This is a genomic window from Halobacillus sp. H74 (assembly GCF_052246715.1).
GTDB lineage: Bacteria > Bacillota > Bacilli > Bacillales > Halobacillaceae > Halobacillus > Halobacillus litoralis_A.
The window spans coordinates 220301-239323 of sequence record NZ_JBQQCI010000002.1; the positions used below are offsets into that span (position 1 = coordinate 220301).

Annotated in this window: 21 protein-coding genes; 16 read left to right on the forward strand and 5 right to left on the reverse strand. The window is 42.2% G+C overall.

Annotated features, from left to right (window positions below; genetic code table 11):
- Positions 1 to 90: 90 nt before the first annotated feature.
- The 7 genes from tkt (at position 91) to ACTWPX_RS04355 (ending at position 5246) form a co-directional block, all read left to right on the forward strand.
- Positions 91 to 2094, forward strand: coding sequence for a transketolase (gene tkt, locus ACTWPX_RS04325; RefSeq protein ID WP_443118648.1), 2004 nt, complete (start codon positions 91 to 93; stop codon positions 2092 to 2094).
- Positions 2095 to 2299: 205 nt separating this feature from the next.
- Positions 2300 to 2722, forward strand: a complete 423-nt coding sequence (gene sirA / locus ACTWPX_RS04330; RefSeq protein WP_443118649.1) for a sporulation inhibitor of replication protein SirA — start codon at positions 2300 to 2302, stop codon at positions 2720 to 2722.
- Between the two features lie 73 nt (positions 2723 to 2795).
- Positions 2796 to 3020 (forward strand): YneF family protein, encoded by a 225-nt coding sequence (locus tag ACTWPX_RS04335; RefSeq protein WP_128522670.1) that lies wholly within the window; start codon positions 2796 to 2798, stop codon positions 3018 to 3020.
- Positions 3021 to 3154: 134 nt separating this feature from the next.
- Positions 3155 to 3859 (forward strand): cytochrome c biogenesis CcdA family protein, encoded by a 705-nt coding sequence (locus ACTWPX_RS04340; RefSeq protein ID WP_443118650.1) that lies wholly within the window; start codon positions 3155 to 3157, stop codon positions 3857 to 3859.
- Positions 3860 to 3925: 66 nt separating this feature from the next.
- Positions 3926 to 4354 (forward strand): Na(+)/H(+) antiporter subunit B, encoded by a 429-nt coding sequence (locus ACTWPX_RS04345; RefSeq protein WP_128522668.1) that lies wholly within the window; start codon positions 3926 to 3928, stop codon positions 4352 to 4354.
- A gap of 14 nt (positions 4355 to 4368) precedes the next feature.
- Positions 4369 to 4728 carry a response regulator gene (locus tag ACTWPX_RS04350; RefSeq protein WP_443118651.1) on the forward strand — a complete coding sequence of 120 codons (360 nt, stop codon included), beginning with the start codon at positions 4369 to 4371 and terminating at the stop codon, positions 4726 to 4728.
- 35 nt (positions 4729 to 4763) lie between these two features.
- Positions 4764 to 5246: a CcdC family protein gene (locus ACTWPX_RS04355; RefSeq protein WP_443118652.1), complete on the forward strand. Its 483-nt coding sequence runs from the start codon at positions 4764 to 4766 to the stop codon at positions 5244 to 5246.
- 11 nt (positions 5247 to 5257) lie between these two features.
- Here ACTWPX_RS04355 and ACTWPX_RS04360 read toward each other — a convergent pair whose 3' ends face one another.
- Complete coding sequence (locus ACTWPX_RS04360; RefSeq protein WP_128522665.1) at positions 5258 to 5686, reverse strand: DUF2621 domain-containing protein; 429 nt, start codon at positions 5684 to 5686, stop codon at positions 5258 to 5260.
- Positions 5687 to 5973: 287 nt separating this feature from the next.
- Between ACTWPX_RS04360 and acnA the strand changes: the two genes are divergently transcribed.
- From acnA to ACTWPX_RS04395, 7 genes are all read left to right on the forward strand, one after another.
- Entirely contained in the window at positions 5974 to 8679 is a 2706-nt protein-coding gene (acnA, locus tag ACTWPX_RS04365; RefSeq protein WP_443118653.1) for an aconitate hydratase AcnA, read from the forward strand.
- A 294-nt stretch (positions 8680 to 8973) separates the two neighbouring features.
- Positions 8974 to 9564, forward strand: coding sequence for a peroxiredoxin family protein (locus ACTWPX_RS04370; protein ID WP_128522663.1), 591 nt, complete (start codon positions 8974 to 8976; stop codon positions 9562 to 9564).
- Positions 9565 to 9615: 51 nt separating this feature from the next.
- Positions 9616 to 9759 (forward strand): FbpB family small basic protein, encoded by a 144-nt coding sequence (locus ACTWPX_RS04375; RefSeq protein WP_164908438.1) that lies wholly within the window; start codon positions 9616 to 9618, stop codon positions 9757 to 9759.
- A 295-nt stretch (positions 9760 to 10054) separates the two neighbouring features.
- The gene (gene tlp, locus ACTWPX_RS04380; protein WP_431357382.1) at positions 10055 to 10300 is read left to right on the forward strand and encodes a small acid-soluble spore protein Tlp; all 246 of its coding nucleotides are present in this window, start codon (positions 10055 to 10057) and stop codon (positions 10298 to 10300) included.
- A 140-nt stretch (positions 10301 to 10440) separates the two neighbouring features.
- The gene (locus ACTWPX_RS04385) at positions 10441 to 12699 is read left to right on the forward strand and encodes an AAA family ATPase (RefSeq protein WP_443118654.1); all 2259 of its coding nucleotides are present in this window, start codon (positions 10441 to 10443) and stop codon (positions 12697 to 12699) included.
- 3 nt (positions 12700 to 12702) lie between these two features.
- Positions 12703 to 13128 (forward strand): acyl-CoA thioesterase, encoded by a 426-nt coding sequence (locus ACTWPX_RS04390; RefSeq protein WP_443118655.1) that lies wholly within the window; start codon positions 12703 to 12705, stop codon positions 13126 to 13128.
- A complete protein-coding gene (locus ACTWPX_RS04395; protein ID WP_443118656.1) occupies positions 13128 to 13436 on the forward strand; it encodes a hypothetical protein in 309 nt (102 codons plus the stop codon). The genes ACTWPX_RS04390 and ACTWPX_RS04395 overlap by 1 nt, the downstream gene beginning before the upstream one ends.
- Positions 13437 to 13453: 17 nt before the next feature.
- Here ACTWPX_RS04395 and ACTWPX_RS04400 read toward each other — a convergent pair whose 3' ends face one another.
- The 4 genes from ACTWPX_RS04400 to plsY form a co-directional block, all read right to left on the reverse strand.
- Positions 13454 to 13744, reverse strand: coding sequence for a HesB/YadR/YfhF family protein (locus ACTWPX_RS04400; RefSeq protein ID WP_443118657.1), 291 nt, complete (start codon positions 13742 to 13744; stop codon positions 13454 to 13456).
- 288 nt (positions 13745 to 14032) lie between these two features.
- Entirely contained in the window at positions 14033 to 14269 is a 237-nt protein-coding gene (yidD, locus tag ACTWPX_RS04405) for a membrane protein insertion efficiency factor YidD (protein ID WP_443118658.1), read from the reverse strand.
- Positions 14270 to 14278: 9 nt separating this feature from the next.
- Positions 14279 to 15211, reverse strand: coding sequence for a GTP cyclohydrolase FolE2 (gene folE2 / locus ACTWPX_RS04410; RefSeq protein WP_443118659.1), 933 nt, complete (start codon positions 15209 to 15211; stop codon positions 14279 to 14281).
- Between the two features lie 166 nt (positions 15212 to 15377).
- A complete protein-coding gene (plsY, locus tag ACTWPX_RS04415; protein WP_443118660.1) occupies positions 15378 to 15959 on the reverse strand; it encodes a glycerol-3-phosphate 1-O-acyltransferase PlsY in 582 nt (193 codons plus the stop codon).
- Between the two features lie 465 nt (positions 15960 to 16424).
- On the opposite strand from plsY, the gene ACTWPX_RS04420 reads away from it, so the two are divergent.
- Both ACTWPX_RS04420 and ACTWPX_RS04425 read left to right on the forward strand, forming a co-directional pair.
- Positions 16425 to 17492, forward strand: a complete 1068-nt coding sequence (locus tag ACTWPX_RS04420; RefSeq protein ID WP_443118661.1) for an ABC transporter ATP-binding protein — start codon at positions 16425 to 16427, stop codon at positions 17490 to 17492.
- Positions 17489 to 19015 (forward strand): ABC transporter permease/substrate-binding protein, encoded by a 1527-nt coding sequence (locus ACTWPX_RS04425; RefSeq protein WP_443118662.1) that lies wholly within the window; start codon positions 17489 to 17491, stop codon positions 19013 to 19015. Before ACTWPX_RS04420 ends, ACTWPX_RS04425 begins: the two co-directional genes overlap by 4 nt.
- Positions 19016 to 19023: the final 8 nt, after the last annotated feature.

The following is a 19023-nucleotide window of genomic DNA, read 5'->3' on the forward strand; positions in this document are numbered from 1 at the left end:
AGAAAGTTCATCCTATGCTTGTTTCAAATGGATTTTCATTATAGGATAATACATGGTACATATACCTGAACAGAAAGGGGAATGTTGGACATGGCTAACAGCCTTGAACAAACATCAATCAATACGATCAGAACACTTACGATCGATGCAGTAGAAAAAGCAAACTCTGGTCACCCGGGGATGCCTATGGGGGCTGCACCGATGGCTTACACACTATGGACGAAATTCATGGATCACAACCCGAATAATTCTGAATGGTTCAACCGTGACCGTTTTGTATTATCAGCAGGGCATGGATCTATGCTGCTTTACAGTCTATTACACCTCTCAGGATATAATGTGAAGATGGACGATTTGAAGTCTTTCCGTCAGTGGGATTCCAAAACTCCCGGTCACCCTGAGTTTGGTCACACGGATGGAGTCGAGGCTACGACAGGCCCTCTTGGACAAGGGATCGCTATGGCAACTGGTATGGCGATGGCTGAAGCCCATCTGGCAGCTAAATACAACCGCGAGAGCTACAATGTAGTAGATCATTACACTTATACGATTTGCGGCGATGGAGATTTGATGGAAGGTGTGTCCCAAGAATCCGCCTCTTTAGCTGGCCACCTTGGTCTTGGTAAATTAATCGTTCTTTATGATTCAAATGATATTTCGCTTGATGGTGATCTGGATCGCTCTTTCAGTGAGAGTGTTGAAAAACGCTATGAAGCTTATGGATGGCAGGTTATCCGTGTTGAAAACGGCACAGATACAGAAGAAATTACGAAAGCGCTGGAAAAGGCGAGAGCGAATACGAATCAGCCGACTATGATCGAAGTTAAAACAGTTATCGGCTACGGTTCTCCAAACAAATCCGGTAAATCTGATTCTCATGGTGCACCTTTAGGTGAAGATGAAGTGACTGCAGCTAAAGAATTTTATGAATGGGGTCATGAACCTTTCCATGTACCTGATGAAGTTTATCAAGATTTCAAAGAGAAAGTACAGGAAAATGGTCAAGATAAAGAGCAGTCCTGGAATGATTTGATGACTCAATATAAAGAAGCATATCCTGAGCTTGGGAAAGAGCTGGAAGCAGCCATCCGTGGTGAGCTGCCAGAAGGATGGGACAAAGAACTGCCTTCTTATACAGTTGGTGAGGACAGTCCTGCAACCCGTGCAGCTTCCGGGGGTGCGATTAATGCTTTATCTGATGCAATCCCTTATTTCTTCGGTGGTAGTGCCGATCTTGCCGGTTCAAACAAAACAGCCGTGAAAGATCAGGAAGACTTCTCCCGTGAAAACTATGCTGGGCGTAACATTTGGTTTGGGGTACGTGAATTTGCGATGGCTTCTGCCATGAATGGTATGTGTCTACACGGAGGCCTGAAAGTTTATGCCGGCACATTCTTCGTCTTCAGTGATTACATGCGTCCGGCAATCCGTCTGTCTGCACTTATGAACCTTCCTGTGAACTATGTGTTTACTCACGATTCAGTAGCAGTCGGTGAAGATGGTCCGACACACGAACCAGTGGAGCAGCTGCCTTCACTTAGAGCAATGCCGAACCTTTCAGTCGTCCGTCCTGCAGATGGAAACGAAACCAATGCTGCGTGGAGAATCGCTCTGGAATCTAATACCACTCCTACTGCGCTTGTGTTGACTCGTCAAGGGCTTCCTACACTTAAAGGTACAGAAGAGAATGCTTACGAAGGTCTGAAGCGAGGAGCATACATCCTTAGTGATTCAGATAAAGAAGAGCCTGATGCTATCCTTCTCGCCTCTGGTTCTGAAGTTCAATTAATTGTCAAAGCCCAAGACGAATTGAAGAAGAAAGGGTACGATGTCCGCGTCGTGAGTATTCCTTCTTTCGATCGTTTCAATGCACAACCTCAGGAATACAAAGAGAAAGTATTGCCTCCGAACGTTCGTAAACGTCTTGCAGTTGAAATGGCTGCTTCCTTCGGATGGGAACGTTATGTTGGTCTTGATGGTTCTGTCATTGGAATCGATACATTCGGTGCCTCCGCACCTGGAAATACAGTCATTGAAAACTATGGTTTTACAGTTGAAAATGTAGTGAAACATGCGGAAAACCTAATGAAATAAACAATAAAGCTGCCCCTGGTATATAACGGGGGCAGCTTTTTTTGTACATATTGAGTAAAACCATTTCCACTTGAAGGGATCCATCTGAAAAGGTAGAAGGGCTGATAAACAGAGCGAAATAGACAAAAAAAGAAACTGCTTCCTGCCACAATACGACACGAAATCTATCTATTTGTTTTTATAATGATAGGGAGGAGTGAGTGGAATGTATTTCATCATATTTTCAATCAAACGTGAAATTACAGAACAATATTACTATAAAGCAGATCTTATGAAGCGGTTTTTCTTAGAATGGCTGAGGAATCCTGGAAGTCGTCATCATCACAGGCAACTCTCCTACATAACAGAGCCTTTCCCTTTCGAAAGTTACTTAGACAAAGAGTTAATAGAGGAATCGAGTGAAAAAAATGGTTCTTTTTGTCGTCGCTTTTTCGATTTCGCCCTTCCGTATGATATAATAGTCGATAAGAATTATTGTTGTCTTTTTCAGTGTGATAGTCTGTGGCAAGCTGAAAGTGTTGCATTCAGCCCGTTGAGAATGTCGACCCATACGTTTTATATCATTGAAACTTCAGGGGAACATTATGGCTGGATCACATCTGAAGCACGGCAACGTCTATTATCGTAAAACGACTATTGTATTCTAAAGGCCGTTTTACTATACTGTTATGGGAGACAATACGAAGGAGGAAGACGAAGACATGACATTGGGGATCGTTTGGGTCATCATCATAGCTTTACTAGCGCTTGTCGGTGGGGCAGCCCTTGGCTTCTTTATCGCAAGAAAATATATGATGAATTATTTGAAAAAAAACCCACCAATCAACGAACAAATGCTACGCACATTGATGATGCAGATGGGTCAAAAGCCATCACAGAAGAAGATCAATCAAATGATGCGTTCAATGAACAACCAAATGAAATAATTCATAAAGCCTTCTTCCTGTACGGGGAGAAGGCTTTCTCTATGGAAAACATAAGATGTTCACAGTAGTTTCATCGTTTTTTGAAAAAACCTCTGATACAATAGAGGGCGACTAAGAGTTTGGAGGATAATATTATGATGGATGTGAATCTATTCCTAGCTTTCGGAGCAGGGTTTTTATCGTTCATTTCTCCATGTGTTTTTCCTTTATATCCTGCATTCCTCTCTTACATAACAGGGATGAGTGTCAATGAATTAAAAGAAGACAATGGAATGTTGAAACGTACAAGCTTAATTCATACCGTTCTATTTTTAGCAGGTTTTACGACGATTTTTATGATTATAGGGTTTTCGGGATCATTTTTCTCTCAGTTTCTAATCCAAAATGAGTCGATCATCCGTCGTTTGGGTGCGATTTTAATTATCTTTTTTGGATTCACCATCATTGGAGTATTCAATTTTCAATTTTTGATGAAAGATAGGAAAATCAGTTTTAAAAACCGACCTTCTGGATATTTGGGGTCCTTTTTAATCGGCCTGACATTTTCACTTGGATGGACGCCTTGTACGGGACCGATACTCGCAGGTGTACTTTCTCTGGCAGCCGATTCACCTGAATTGTTTGTAGTTATGATGCTCTCATATTCCATGGGCTTCTCAATTCCTTTCTTGCTGCTTTCTTTCTTTATCGGCAAATTGAATTGGATCAAACGTCACAGCGCAAAGATTTTAAAAGTAGGTGGATACATCATGATTCTTGTGGGAATAGCTTTATATTTCGACTGGATGGCTAAGCTTACATCATATCTTGCTGGTTTATTTGGATTCCAAGGTTTCTAAAATATAGATTTTATGCGGTTTTTATATTAAGATAAAAGTATTGATTAAAAATAAAGGAGTATTTGTATGACCCGAACCAACGACATCATATTAAGAACAACAACTACTTTAATCGCTTTCATACTATTAGGGTTTTCCATTTACTTGTTTTTTGCTGGGCACAATGCGCCCGGTGGTGGTTTCATCGGAGGTCTCATGACTGCTGCTGCAATCATCCTCATGTATATGGCTTATGGCATCAAAGCAATGGAAAAAATTCTGCCAATCAACTTTCGTTATGTGATACCTGTAGGTTTGGTCATCGCAACTGGTACAGGAGTCGGGTCCTTTATATTCGGCCAGCCGTTCCTGACGCAGACCTTCGCTTACTTTCAATTGCCCATTTTAGGTAAAACCGAACTGGCTACGGCTCTATTGTTCGACCTTGGGGTCTATTTAGCGGTCGTCGGAGTCACAATGACGATTATCTTGACGATTGCAAACGACCGTGAATGAAGGGGGAAGGATGAATGGCAAAAATTCTGATTGTCGATGATGCTAAATTCATGCGTATGACGCTGACGAACATTTTGAAGAATGGGAACCATGAAATAGTCGGAGAAGCTGAAAACGGGCAGGAAGCTGTAGAAAAATATGAAGCACTTTCACCGGATTTAGTTACGATGGACATCACAATGCCTGAAAAGAATGGTATTGAAGCTCTTAAGGAAATCAAAGCTCAGTCTGAACAAGCAAAAGTCGTCATGTGTTCAGCTATGGGACAACAGAAGATGGTAGTTGAAGCAATTGAGAAGGGTGCGAAAGATTTCATTGTCAAACCCTTTGATGAATCCCGCGTCCTTGATGCGATTGACCGTGTGTTAAACTAAACTTTATTCAGGCAGAGAAGAAAGAGTGAAATGGTATGTTTTGGTTGATTGCAAGTACTATTGTAGCTGCATGTATGGCGACGGGGATGATTTTCATCCGACTTCGCGCATCCAGGCAGCCTGCAAGTGTAAAAAAAATCATTTTGCCTCCATTCTTCATGAGTACTGGAGCCTTGATGTTCATTTTTCCTGAATTCAGGGTCCAGTGGAGTCAGGTGATTGAAGCGCTTTTAGTTGGCGTGATCTTCTCGTTTTTTCTTATCCGGACCTCAAAATTCGAGGTGAGGGGTGGAGACATCTATTTAAAGCCTTCCAAAGCTTTCGTCTTCATTTTGTTCGGCTTATTGATCCTGCGGGTCATCTTCAAGCTGATTATCGGGCAGCATGTTTCCTTTGGAGAAACGAGCGGGATGTTCTTTCTGCTGGCTCTGGGAATGATTTTGACATGGCGTCTGGCTATGCTGAGGCAATATTTACAATTAGAAAAGAATTTAGACGCAAAAAAGGACCTGGCGTAAGCCTGGTCCTTTTATCGTTCAAGTAATGGATGATATGGTGTCATATCAATTTCTTTTTCTTCAAGCTTTTTGATTAAGAATTTATGGTCCCGTTTCGGAGTGGCACGAATGTAACCTTCGATCAAGATATCCTGCGTAATTCTTTTCTTCTTTTTTTGCAGTGCGATTTCCCCGATGCGGCCAGCAATTTTTTGTCTGGCTACATCTCTGAAGATTTCAGGAACAGGAGAGACGAGTTCTTCCAAAAGCTCCTTCTGCTCAGAGGCCCACATATGACGGGTCTTATCCACATAATATTCTTCCCAATCAATGATTGATTTCCCATCTTCTTTCGGCAATCGTTTCAAAAATTTCCGGAACATGAAAAAACCACCGATGCTCATCAAACCGACCATGATGACAATCCACCCGACTATGAATAGGGCAAATCCACCTGACATACCTATCACCTGTTTCATTTTTCTTGTAATCAGTTCTTTATTTAATTATAAAAGTTCCTCCATTTAAATACAAGTGTTCCTGTTATGTCGGGCTCAAATATATAAATTGTCGAATTATGAAAAATTTACGTTCATATATTTTACTTATAAATCGTTTTCATTTACAATAAGGGTTGCAGATTTGTGAACTTGTTATGTATGAAGGGATCAAATGTACAAAAATTGGGGAATGGAGAAGCCGGATAAACGGCATCACCATTGAATATTGATGAGGGGGTAAAAGGAATATGGCTAGCAATGCTTTTAATGCTCGCAAACAATTTGACCTGAACGGCCAAACGTACAACTATTACGACCTGAAAGCCTTAGAAGATGCGGGACATGGTAAGATCTCCCGTCTGCCTTTCTCCATCCGTATCCTACTAGAATCTCTGTTACGTCAACATGACGGACGTGTCATTAAAGATGATCACGTAGAGAGTCTAGCAAACTGGGGAACTGAGAAATCTAAAGGGGAAGATGTTCCATTCAAACCTTCCCGTGTCATTTTGCAAGACTTTACCGGAGTACCAGCTGTCGTCGATCTTGCATCGTTAAGAAAAGCGATGGTGGACATGGGTGGAAGTCCTGATAAGATCAACCCGGAAGTACCTGTGGATCTTGTCATTGACCACTCCGTACAAGTAGATAAGTACGGGACAGCTGACGCACTTAATATCAATATGGAACTTGAATTCGAAAGAAACGAGGAACGTTATGAGTTCCTTCACTGGGCACAAAAGGCGTTCGATAACTATCGCGCTGTCCCGCCAGCAACAGGAATCGTCCACCAGGTGAACCTTGAATACATCGCGAATGTCGTTCATGCGAAAGAGAATGAGAGCGGCTCTTATGATACTTATCCAGATACACTTGTCGGTACCGACTCACATACGACGATGATCAATGGCCTTGGTGTTCTTGGATGGGGTGTGGGAGGAATAGAAGCGGAAGCTGGAATGCTCGGACAACCTTCTTATTTCCCTGCTCCTGAAGTTATCGGTGTTAAGTTGAACGGAAGCTTTCCGCAAGGAACCACCGCAACAGACTTGGCTTTGAAAGTTACACAAAAACTTCGTGAACAGAATGTTGTTGGTAAATTCGTTGAATTCTTCGGACCTGGTCTGCAAGAAATGCCGCTTGCAGATCGCGCTACCATTTCCAACATGGCGCCTGAATATGGAGCTACATGTGGTTTCTTCCCAGTTGATGGAGAGTCACTTGAATATATGCGTCTGACTGGACGTAGTGAAGAGCAAATCAATATGGTCGAAGAGTACTGCAAGAAAAACAGTCTTTGGTACGATCCATCCTTCGAAGATCCAGAGTTCACTTCCCTGGTTGAAATCGATCTCGGAGAATTGGAGCCGAATCTATCAGGACCTAAACGTCCTCAAGACTTGATTCCACTTTCCCAAATGAAGGATTCATTCGAAAAAGCGATCACTGGCCCTGCTGGGAACCATGGTTTCGGTTTGGGTAAAGCCGAATTCGATAAAGAAGTTGAAGTGAAGTTCGATAACGGAAATAAAACAGTTATGAATACTGGTGCTCTTGCTATCGCTGCGATTACTTCATGTACGAACACTTCTAACCCACACGTTATGCTTGGGGCAGGCTTAGTAGCTAAGAAAGCCGTTGAAAAAGGTCTTGAAGTGCCGGATTATGTGAAAACTTCACTCGCACCCGGCTCCAAAGTAGTAACCCGCTACCTTGAAGACTCTGGATTAATGCAGCCCTTGAATAAACTCGGTTTCAATCTTGTGGGTTACGGCTGTACGACTTGTATCGGGAACTCCGGTCCATTGCTGCCTGAAATCGAAAAAGCTATCGCAGACAGTGATTTGACGGTTTCTTCTGTGCTTTCAGGTAACCGGAACTTCGAAGGACGTATCCACCCACTTGTAAAAGCGAACTACTTGGCTTCACCGCCACTTGTTGTCGCCTATGCACTTGCAGGGACGGTTGATATCGATCTTAAAAATGAAGCGATCGGTAAAGACCAACAGGGGAATGAGGTCTTCTTTGATGACATCTGGCCATCTCAAGAGGAGATTAAATCCGAAATTTCCCGTGTTGTTACACCGGAAATCTTCCGTAAAGAATATGAAAGTGTATTCAACTCCAATGAAAAATGGAATGAAATCAATACGACTGATGAGCCGTTGTATGACTGGAACGATAATTCCACGTATATACAAAACCCGCCATTCTTTGAAGGACTGTCCAGCGATCCTGAAGCAGTCAAACCACTAAAAGGAATGCGTGTGGTAGGTAAATTCGGTGACTCTGTAACTACAGACCATATCTCACCAGCTGGTGCAATTCCTAAGGATATGCCGGCAGGAGAGTACTTGCAGGAGAATGGTGTGAGTCCGCGTAACTTCAACTCTTATGGATCCCGTCGTGGTAACCACGAAGTTATGATGCGTGGTACGTTTGCAAATATTCGTATCCGTAATGAGCTTGCACCTGGTACAGAAGGTGGCTTCACAACTTATTGGCCGACAGAAGAAGTCATGCCGATTTATACAGCTGCCATGAAGTATCAGCAGGACGATACTCCGTTGATGGTCATCGCAGGAAATGACTATGGTATGGGAAGCTCTCGTGACTGGGCGGCTAAAGGTACTGACCTTCTTGGAATCAAGACAGTCATTGCCGAAAGCTTTGAGCGTATTCACCGCTCCAACCTGGTTATGATGGGTGTGCTGCCCCTTCAGTTCAAACCGGAAGATTCCGTTGAATCCCTTGGTTTGACTGGCCGTGAAACTTTTGATGTGGAAGTCGGAGAAGATGTGAAACCACATGATCTTGTCAAAGTTACATCCACAGATGAAGAAGGTAATAAAAAAGAATTCGACGTCATTGCTCGTTTTGACAGTGAAGTTGAGGTTGATTATTATCGTCACGGTGGTATCTTGCAAATGGTACTGCGTAATAAACTTAGTTAATATCAAAAAGGATCGCCCAGTCGGGCGATCCTTTTTTCTAGGTCTGTGATGATGAAATTTCTCCTTATCCTACATAAGCTCTCCGTTCCGTGTATGTTCCTTTCAAGATACGGATGTTTAAATTTGTTAACACAGACCAATTCACATGCTTTCTATCCTTGACCACTTTAGAAGAGATAATTGTGAAATTTGTATGAAAAGGCGTATCCTTCTTTACAGGTATAAATGTTTTTCTATATTCTTATATATAGAAGAGTGACGAAGAATTTTTCTTAGAGGGACGGAGGAAATGAAATGAAGCAATGGGGAGCCACAGCATTCCTGGTACTACTTTTCGCATTTGTCATCATTTCTGCGTTAAATGAAAATGATGAGAAAGAGGCGGATAGTGGCCTTCAAGAATATAGTGATCGTGACCAAGAAGGAGCCGGGATGACGGCTCCTAATGCTCCTGATGGCTTAGAGGAGGGGGAACAGGCCCCAGACTTCACTCTACAGACACTTGAAGGTGAAACGGTCAAACTTTCCGATTTCAAAGGAAAAAAAGTGTTTTTGAATTATTGGGCTACCTGGTGTCCGCCTTGTAGAGAAGAGATGCCGGAAATGCAGCGCTTCCATGAAGAATTCGGAGACGAAGTCGTCATTCTTGCAGTTAACGGCACAGGTTCGGAAAAAAGTGTCAAGCAAGTGAAGGAATACGTGCAAGAAGGTGAATACACCTTTCCAATTCTATTGGATAAAGATTTAGCTATAAATCAGACATATGAGATTATCTCGATACCTACAACATATTTCATCGGAACAGATGGAGTCATACAACAACCAAGGATCGTAGGCCCGATGACATATGAGTACATGAAAGAGATGAAAAATGCATTAAATTAAGAATATTTCTTTCAAATCATGGAAATCATACCTATTAAAGGAGAGATTTCCATGAGAAGACATAAACCGATTTCTTTTGAGGAACGAGTGAAAGAGAATATCCGCTCGATCCAAGCCGATCACAAGCTGATGGAACAAATCGATGAGCGAATTGAAAAACGCCACAATGAACGAATGAAACAAATCCCGTCGTGAACCGGGGTTTGTTTTTTTGCGTAGGAAATAATAAAATACCACCCTATGGGTCTTGTGCTGTATAAGGCCCGCCCAGCTGTAACGCTTAGCCTCTCGAGACCTTAACTCCATCAGTACCGTCGTGAAAGATCACTTCACGGGACTGATGTTCTTAAACTTTTCGAGGTCGACCAAGGCATTTGCGCTTTTGTCCTTATATTGGGGATTAATGACAGCAAATGTCCATCATAAATCATTGGCTTCCTGGGAAAAGTAAACCATGACTCACAATACGAAAGTACAGGAGGGTGACGATATGTCCCACAAACAACAGCACATGGCGAACGAAAAGCCGAACCCTGATAAGCGGGCAGATAATGTCGATCGACTTCAGGAGAATGTAACAAATACGATTGAAAATATTGAAGCTTCCCACAATGCAATGCAGTTTGCCACAGAGGAAGAAAAGCAGGATATTGAACGCAAAAACAAACGGAGAAATCAGTCGCTTGAGTCGATGAGGCAGGAAATTAAAGACGAAGCTCGTCACCAACAATATTAATCAATTTTTGAACCGCTTCTCTTAAATAAGGGGGAGCGGTTTTTTCAAAAGGAAGTTTTCCCTGCCGACAGCATGTTCATCTACATAAGACCTTGTCTATGATAAAATGAATAACGTTGATAGAAAAGGATGTGATGAGGATGTTAGACAAACTTAGACAATGGAATAGTTTAGAACAGCAGCCTCCGATTTCAGAAGTCGAGGCTCTTCGATATATAAATAAACATACAGTGGAGGAGAAAGAACTGCAAGCACTCCTCTATGTAACGCTGGCGTATCACCGAATACGCAGACATCCTGGACAGGACCTTCTTGCAGATCAGTTCATTGACGAAGCAAGAGTATTGGACACGACGCATTCGCTTGTGACAGAATTATACGAATCCAAACAGCTGATGCAGGCTTATACTATGCTGAAAAACACCCCGCTTGAGCAGTGGATTCTTCACGAAACAGATCATGATTCGGCAAAAGGAAAGAAAGCAAAATCCATTCATGAGGATGTAAGTTACCTTAAGAATCAATGGGATGAAGAACTTGCTAACAAAACCATTATCGATGCATCCAGTCGATTGAAACTATATCAAGATGTTTATGATGAATTATCTGAACTGGATTCAATATTGGAAGAAGCGATCGCTTCGATTGAAAACCGTCGAATCCGCATCCCTGTCAAAGAAATAAATGATCGTACAAGGAGATTATCCGATAACCAGGATGAAATATATAAACGGCTGCCTGGATTTTTAACCGATCAATCTTACAGCAACCCATTAGAAGCTTTCGATCAAATGGTCGGACTTCACGACGTCAAAACCTATATCAGACGCTATTATCACTTTTTAAGATATCAGCAGCAACGGAAGAATTTCGGATTTTCGATGGTGGATGAGCCTGGTTTACATATGATCATTACGGGTAATCCTGGCACAGGTAAAACTACAATCGCTCGGTTACTTGCCAACATATATCATGAGCTGGGAATTTTGGAAACTAAAGAAGTCATCGAAGTAAATCGATCACATCTCGTAGGTTCTTATGTAGGGCAAAGTGAGGAAAATACGATGAATTATGTCAAACAAGCGATCGGAGGAGTTCTCTTCATTGATGAAGCCTATAGCTTGAAAAGGGAAGGACAAACAGGCAACGACTATGGTCAAGCTGTTATTGACACCCTTGTTTCTGCGATGACAAGCAAGGAATATGGTGGGAAATTCGCTGTGATTTTGGCAGGCTATCCAGAGGAAATGAGGCAATTTCTCTGGTCCAACCCAGGCCTTCGTAGTCGTTTCCCTGAACAGAATCATATCGAGCTCCCTGATTATCAAATGAGTGAATTGATGACGATTGCTGAGCAGACAGCCATCGACAATGATTTCTTTTTTACTGACCAGGCATTAATAGAATTCGCCTCTCTAATCGACCGGGAGCGGGTAGATGATTCATTCGGTAATGCAAGGACTGTGAAGAACTTAGTGATGAAGACTGTATTTCAAAAAGGGGCACAGGAAGCGGAAAGGGACAAGCATCATTGGCTTGATCATATGCGTATTGATATAGGTGACCTGGAATGGGAGAAGAAAGTTGACCGGGAAGGGTATTCACCAATGGAGCGGTTAGATGAATTGATCGGCCTTCACAATGTGAAAGCAGAAGTCCGTAAGCTATCTTCTTTCGTACAGGCCCAGCAAAAAAGGAAAGAAAATGGATACCCGGTGGTTCCGATTCAGCTTCATTCAGTATTCTCTGGAAATCCTGGTACAGGAAAAACGACAGTGGCCGAAATTTATGCAGACGTTTTAAAAGAGTGTGGTTTATTGAAGCGGGGCCATACCGTAGTCGTTTCCAGGAGTGATCTGGTTGCAGGATATGTCGGTCAAACGGCGATTAAGACCAAGAGAAAAATCAGAGAGGCTTTAGGCGGCGTGCTTTTCATTGACGAAGCTTATGCGTTATACAATGGCGGCCGTGATGATTTTGGAAAAGAAGCCATTGAAACGATTGTGGATGAGATGACAAAACATAATGAGAATCTTGTTGTTATCCTAGCCGGGTATCAGCATGAAATGGAACAGTTAGTCGAAAGCAACCCAGGGTTATCTTCCAGATTCAAAAAGTATTTCCATTTTCCTGATTACAATGAAGAAGAGTTACTTGAAATGACTCATTATCAAGCGAAACAATATGGGTATCATTTTAATGAATGGGCTGAATCCTTCCTGTTAGAAAAATATACCGCACACCGTGTTCGTGGTAATGGCCGATTCATCAATAATTTAGTCAATGAGGCGATACAGTTCCAGGCGATCAGAATTTTGGAAAATGAAGAAGCTGATATGAATGAACTGGAGCTCGTAGATTTAGAAAAAGCATGGAATATGGTCCGAAAGGAGTCTTAATACATGAAAGTCGTAGAAACACCAATTCAAGTAAGGTACCAGGAAACAGATATGATGGGTGTAGTTTATCATGCGAACTATCTCGTTTGGTTTGAAATAGGGCGTACTGCGTTCATTGAGGGCTTGGGATTCAATTATTCGGAAATTGAAAAAAAAGGGGTGTTTTCTCCGGTCGTGGATGTGGCAGTGAGTTATAAGAAACCAGTGCGTTACGGGGATGAGGCTACCGTCAGAACCTGGGTGGAGACCTATGATGGCTTGCGTGTATCGTATGGTTACGAGGTCGTCTTAGCTAATGGGGATATTGCTGTAAGTGGTGAAACGAAGCATGTCATCGTAAAGAAAGAAAACTTCAGGCCAGTATCGATCAGAAGAAATTTCCCAGATTGGCATGAAGCCTATTTATCAGCGATGGAGTCCGGTTCATAATGGCTTTTGGAGTGAAGAGAGCAGAGCTGGATGCTTGGAAAGAGAGAGTCAAAGCAGGGGAAATCGCTATTTTGACACATTTCTGGTTAGATGAACGATTCCCGGGGTGTGATACGGTGACGAAGGTCGGTTGTGCAGATTTGGATAAGTTGGAAAAGTGGGGGGATAAGCACAGTTTGGAGGCAGCATGGATACATCGTGACCCTTACCATCCTCACTTCGATTTATTCGGTGATAGACAATACGAAATATTAGTGAAAGAAAACTGTTGGAATCATATTGAGCGGTTTCGTCTGGATAAAAAATAAGACGCCTGAGCGGCGCCTTATTTTTTATAGTCAAAGGCAGGTTCTTTCCACTTCTGGTCAAAATGGACTTTTAGTGAATGGCCATCAAAATACCATTCATCATCTGCTTCAATAAAGTAACGGATGTTCCCTACTTCAGTTTCAGCAATCGGCTCGGCAGGATCTTCCAGTTTGATCGCCAGCGAAAATCCAGGCTGCAAACCACCGACGCCACCGTAACGAACGTAGAATCTAAGGTCTTTATTTTCATCGATATCCAATTCTTCTTCATACCATTGTGCTGCTTCTTCTGTTACAGATAAATTCATAACCTCAACTCCTGTCTGTACAAATGGTCGCACTTTATGTTGTATCCTGAATCTGCCTCTAGTAAACCTGTTTTTAATAATGTGTCCTATACATTACTGCAGGATTTCTCACGTAAAATGACTATAACTATGAATACATCAAACAAACTCTCTCAGGAATAAAGCCTGAAATCCCGGCTCTTAACCTTCACACATCAGACAGTACTCAGCACTTTTATCATACCAGCTAAATATAGTCGGTGGACGGTTAATTCATGAGATGAATAAAGAAACATCCTGAATCATTAATCAGGATGTTTCTTTATGACCTTTTTTAGGAGGGACAGGGTCGAACCCTCCCTTGTGGAGAGGGTGACATTTCATTATTCGTATTAATGTAAGGTAAAAACCTTTGAAAAAACCGTATCGTTGGAATGCTTCCAAGCCATACGCAGAACAAGTAGGCTGGAAGCGGCAAGATGGCGGAAAAAAAGGGCTGATGCCTTTTCTGTAAAAAGTGATTAAGGCGATCATTACATGTTTCATGCTCTTCCCTTAGAGAATTTCCTGTTTTTTATCATAACTAAGCGTTGCCACTGCATCATGCAAGTGGATGGATTCCTCGTTGCGACAAGTGACAGTGAATGACTCGACAAATTCATATTCATACAAATCAGCTGCGACGAGCCGAACGATATCTTCCACAAAACGAGGGTTTTCAAAGGCTTGCTCTGTCACCATTTTTTCATCCGGCCGTTTTAACACAGGGTGGATGCGAGCGCTGGCATTGCTTTCTGCTGCTTCTAATAAAGCTGATTTCCAGTCTTGCTCCTGTTCGTCGAAATCGTCTGTAAGTTTAACACTCATCGTAACATTTCCCCGTTGGTTGTGAGCACTGTACTCACTGATTTCTTTGGAACAAGGACAAAGAGTCGTGATCTTTCCAGTCAATGTCACGGTTACATCATGGCCGGTCTCTTGATCGTATTCCACTCTGATAGTTGCATCCGCATGGTTCATCCCGGTAAGATCAGAATAGGGACCTTTCCTTTCAAAGAACCATGGGAATGTCACTTCAACTTCTGCATCTGACTGTTTTAGACGTGCAGCTAATTCTTCCGTAAAGCCTTTCAATGTTTCTATATCGATGGCAAAACCTTCGTTGTGATATTTATCCAGCTGTTCAGTGAAACGGCTCATATTCGTGCCTTTACTTCCTTTCGCAATCGAAGAGCCAAAGGAAAATGTCCCGATTGTCGTTTGAATCTGAGGTGTCAAACCGCTTGGTATACGGATCGGGTGTTTGACGTTTGAAATACCGACCATATCGATATCAAAAAGGAAATCTTTTTTTGAATTCTGAAGGTCGGCCATTCTATCTTTTTCTACCGGCTTTGTACGTGGACCTGGATCCACAGAGCCGAATAATTTATGGCGTTCTTCTTTAGAAGGTAGTTGTTTGATTTGATTCAGTTCTGTTTTATTCATAGCAAGAACTCCTTTCAGGCCTTCTCTAAGTCAAATTATACAATATGTATTTCTTTTTATACAATGGAATGCTTGTGTGGTGTACTTTTATAGAATGCTCCATTAAAGCAAGCCTATCCCGGTTAAGGATAGACTTGTTTCACATTATGATGGTAAGCTCTACTGCCTACATCCATGTGATTTTCGGTTCTGTTTTGTTGATGATCCGTTTGATGTTGGAACGATGTCTATAAATGACAAAAATAGTGAAAAGTGTAATGATAAGAGTCAACCCGTAATCCTCAACAATCAGTGTCGCAATAATACCAATAATCCCACTGACCATGGATGAGAGGGATACGTATTTGCTAAAATATAAGATAATGAAAAATGATAGAATTAATATTATGAAAATAACTGGATTGACACCGAGTATGACGCCACCCGATGTTGCTACAGCTTTCCCGCCTTTGAAATTTGCGAAGATCGGGTACATATGACCGACGACAGCAAAGATTCCGACTATAAGTGGGATGACATCTGCTCCTGCAAAATAGGGTAGAGCAGCAGCGGCTGTGCCTTTCAATATATCTGCAGTTGTTACAATCAAGCCGGCCTTGATGCCCAAAACACGGAAGGTATTCGTGCCTCCCAAATTACCGCTCCCGTGTTCGCGGATGTCTTTGCCATAGCCTGCTTTTCCTACGATCAACCCAGACGGGATGGAGCCGAGGAGGTAGGCAATAATGATATAAAGTACGTATTCCAATGGGTTCATCTCCTTCATGTCTTTATTCTAGTTTATCATGAGCTTATTTGATAAAGAACTGATAATTTATTTCTCTTTACTAGATTAAAATAGGGGGTGACTTACATAAATGATGATCATCTATCAGAAATTAAGTAATCTGAATTGGTAAATGTTCTATTTTTGAACAATATAAGAATGCAGGAAAGAGAAACGCTCCTTCATCCATGTCCATTTGGAAGTGATATCAGTATAATGAAGCATCTCATATCGCTCCTCCGCAACATCTCTTAATTATATCAATATAAAGGCTAGTGACAAGGGATTTCTTGTCATCTGTATAAAGGTTTTGATAGAAGAATTCGTTTGGGAGTCGCCTCCTGCATTATTTCACGAGAAGTGGCATGTTTATAAAGGGAGGTTTCGAAAAGTCGGAATGGGGTTATATAAAAATGATCTGTTATTTTATCGCTTAGGGGGAAGAAGATGATTACGTTCACTGATGTAACAAAAACATATCCAGACGGGACGACAGCTTTGAAAAACATCGATTTGGAGGTACAAAAAGGAGAGCTGCTTACTTTAATAGGACCAAGTGGATGCGGAAAAACGACAATGATGAAGATGGTAAACCGCCTCATCCATCCAAGCGCAGGGACCATTACTATACATAATAAAGATATTAGAGAATATAACATTCACGAATTACGCTGGAATATTGGTTATGTATTGCAGGAAATCGCACTTTTTCCGCATATGACGATTGAAGAAAACATTTCGATTGTCCCTGAAATGAAAAAATGGAAGAAAAAAGACTTGACGAAGCGGATCGGTGAGTTGATGGAAATGGTAGGTCTTGAACCGGAGAAGCATCGAAAAAGAATGCCTAGTGAGCTTTCTGGTGGTCAACAACAGCGGGTGGGGGTCATCAGAGCTTTGGCCGCAGATCCTGATATCATCCTCATGGATGAACCATTCAGTGCTCTGGATCCTATCAGCCGTGAACAATTGCAAAAAGACATCCGGCAACTTCAACAGGAAATACAAAAGACCATCGTTTTTGTGACACATGACATGGATGAAGCGATGGCTCTCGGGGACCGGGTGTGCCTAATGAAAGAAGGGGAGGTCATTCAGATAGACACCCCGCAAAATCTAATTCTGAAACCTGCTAATTCGTTCGTAAAAGACTTCATAGGAAGCAGGAAAACACCTTGGCAAACTGCTGTCGATGTGATGGTTGATCAAACGAGAAATAAAATTTCCACTATAGAAGATTACGAGAGTGGGCTAATTCCAGAAAAAGGGACCTATGTTCTGAATGGTAACGATGAGAGATATGCCGGAGCAGTGGAAGATGGCAAGAGAGTGGAGTTACCTCCTCTTCAAAATGGAATGATCCTTAAAGAGGCGGTCAATATATTTGAAGAGACAGGGCATCGGGTGCTGCCTGTCATGAAAGGTGAACGTCTGATCGGGACGCTCTCTTACAGGGATATTGTGCTATACCTCAAGGAACATTCCAGGCAGGAAGATGAGGTGGTGCAAAAATGATTGGTTTCATCAATGTTTTCATGCAAAGACAAAACGTCCTTTGGGAAAAGATATGGGAACACTTACAGATTTCGATCATTGCTTTAGTGATTGCCACTCTTATTTCAGTTCCGCTCGGTCTTTTGTTGACGAGAAAACAAAAGGTTGCAGAACCGATCATCGGTGTAACAGCTATATTGCAGACCATACCCAGCTTAGCAGTTTTAGCTTTCCTGATTCCGTTTTTCGGAATCGGTCAAACACCTGCAATTATCGCACTGGCTGCTTATGGTCTTTTACCTATTTTACGAAACACATACACTGGAATCAAGGAAGTCAATCCAGCTTTGCAGGAGGCAGCTACTGGGATGGGGATGAATTCATTCAGGCGTCTTTCAAGAGTTGAACTCCCCTTAGCTATGCCTGTTATCATGGCAGGTATCCGTACTTCTATGGTACTGATTGTTGGAACGACAACCATTGCCGCTCTTATAGGGGCAGGGGGACTGGGTGATCTGATTTTGTTAGGGCTGGATCGTGGAGGTGATGTGAACCTCATTTTACTAGGGGCTATTCCAGCGGCATTATTAGCCATTATACTTGATCTCATTCTGCGTCTTTTTGAACGTACTTCGGCCAAATCAGGATTCAGGTCTTTAGTCAGTCTACTGGTAATTGCAGCTTTGATCGCAGTCGGGCCGTTAGCGTTTGGCGGGAAAGCAAAAAACGATTTGACGCTAGGGGCTAAGTTAGGATCAGAACCAGCGATTCTCATCAATATGTATAAATTACTGATTGAAGAAGATACAGATTTAAGTGTCGGTTTAAAACCGAACTTAGGCAAAACGGATTTGGTCTTCAGTGCATTGGAAGAAGGAAGTATTGATATCTATCCGGAATTTACTGGTACAGCTATCGTTTCATTATTGGGCGAGCAGGCAGAAAGCAATAAACCTGATGAAGTGTATCAGCAAGCGAAAAGTGGCATGTCCGAAACTTATGATATGGCTTTCCTTGAACCGATGCAGTTCAATAACACTTATGCTGTAGCGACCACTCAAGAGCTTGCTGAACAATACGAGCTAGAAACGATCGGTGATCTGAAGCGGGTGGAAGACCAAATAACAGCTGGTTTCACTTTAGAATTCAATGATCGTCAAGATGGATATCAAGGCATGAAAGAAGTGTATGACCTTAATTTGGGAGAAGTCCGTACAATGGATCCCGGCTTGCGCCAAGGTGCCATTTCAAGTGGAGATGTAGATGTCATTGATGCCTATGCTACGGCCGGATATATGGTCGATTTGAATTTGAAAGTCTTAGAAGATCCAGAAAACCTCTTTCCACCTTATCAAGGGGCACCGCTCATGAGACAGGAAACTTTAGATCGTTATCCAGAGATTGAAGATGTTCTGAATCAGCTGGGCGGTAAGATTACTGGAGACCAAATGAGGGAAATGAACTATGCCGTTGATTTTGAAGACAGGTCTCCTGAAGAAGTAGCTCGTGAGTTTCTCATCGAGGAAGGTTTGATTGAAGAATAGGAGGGATA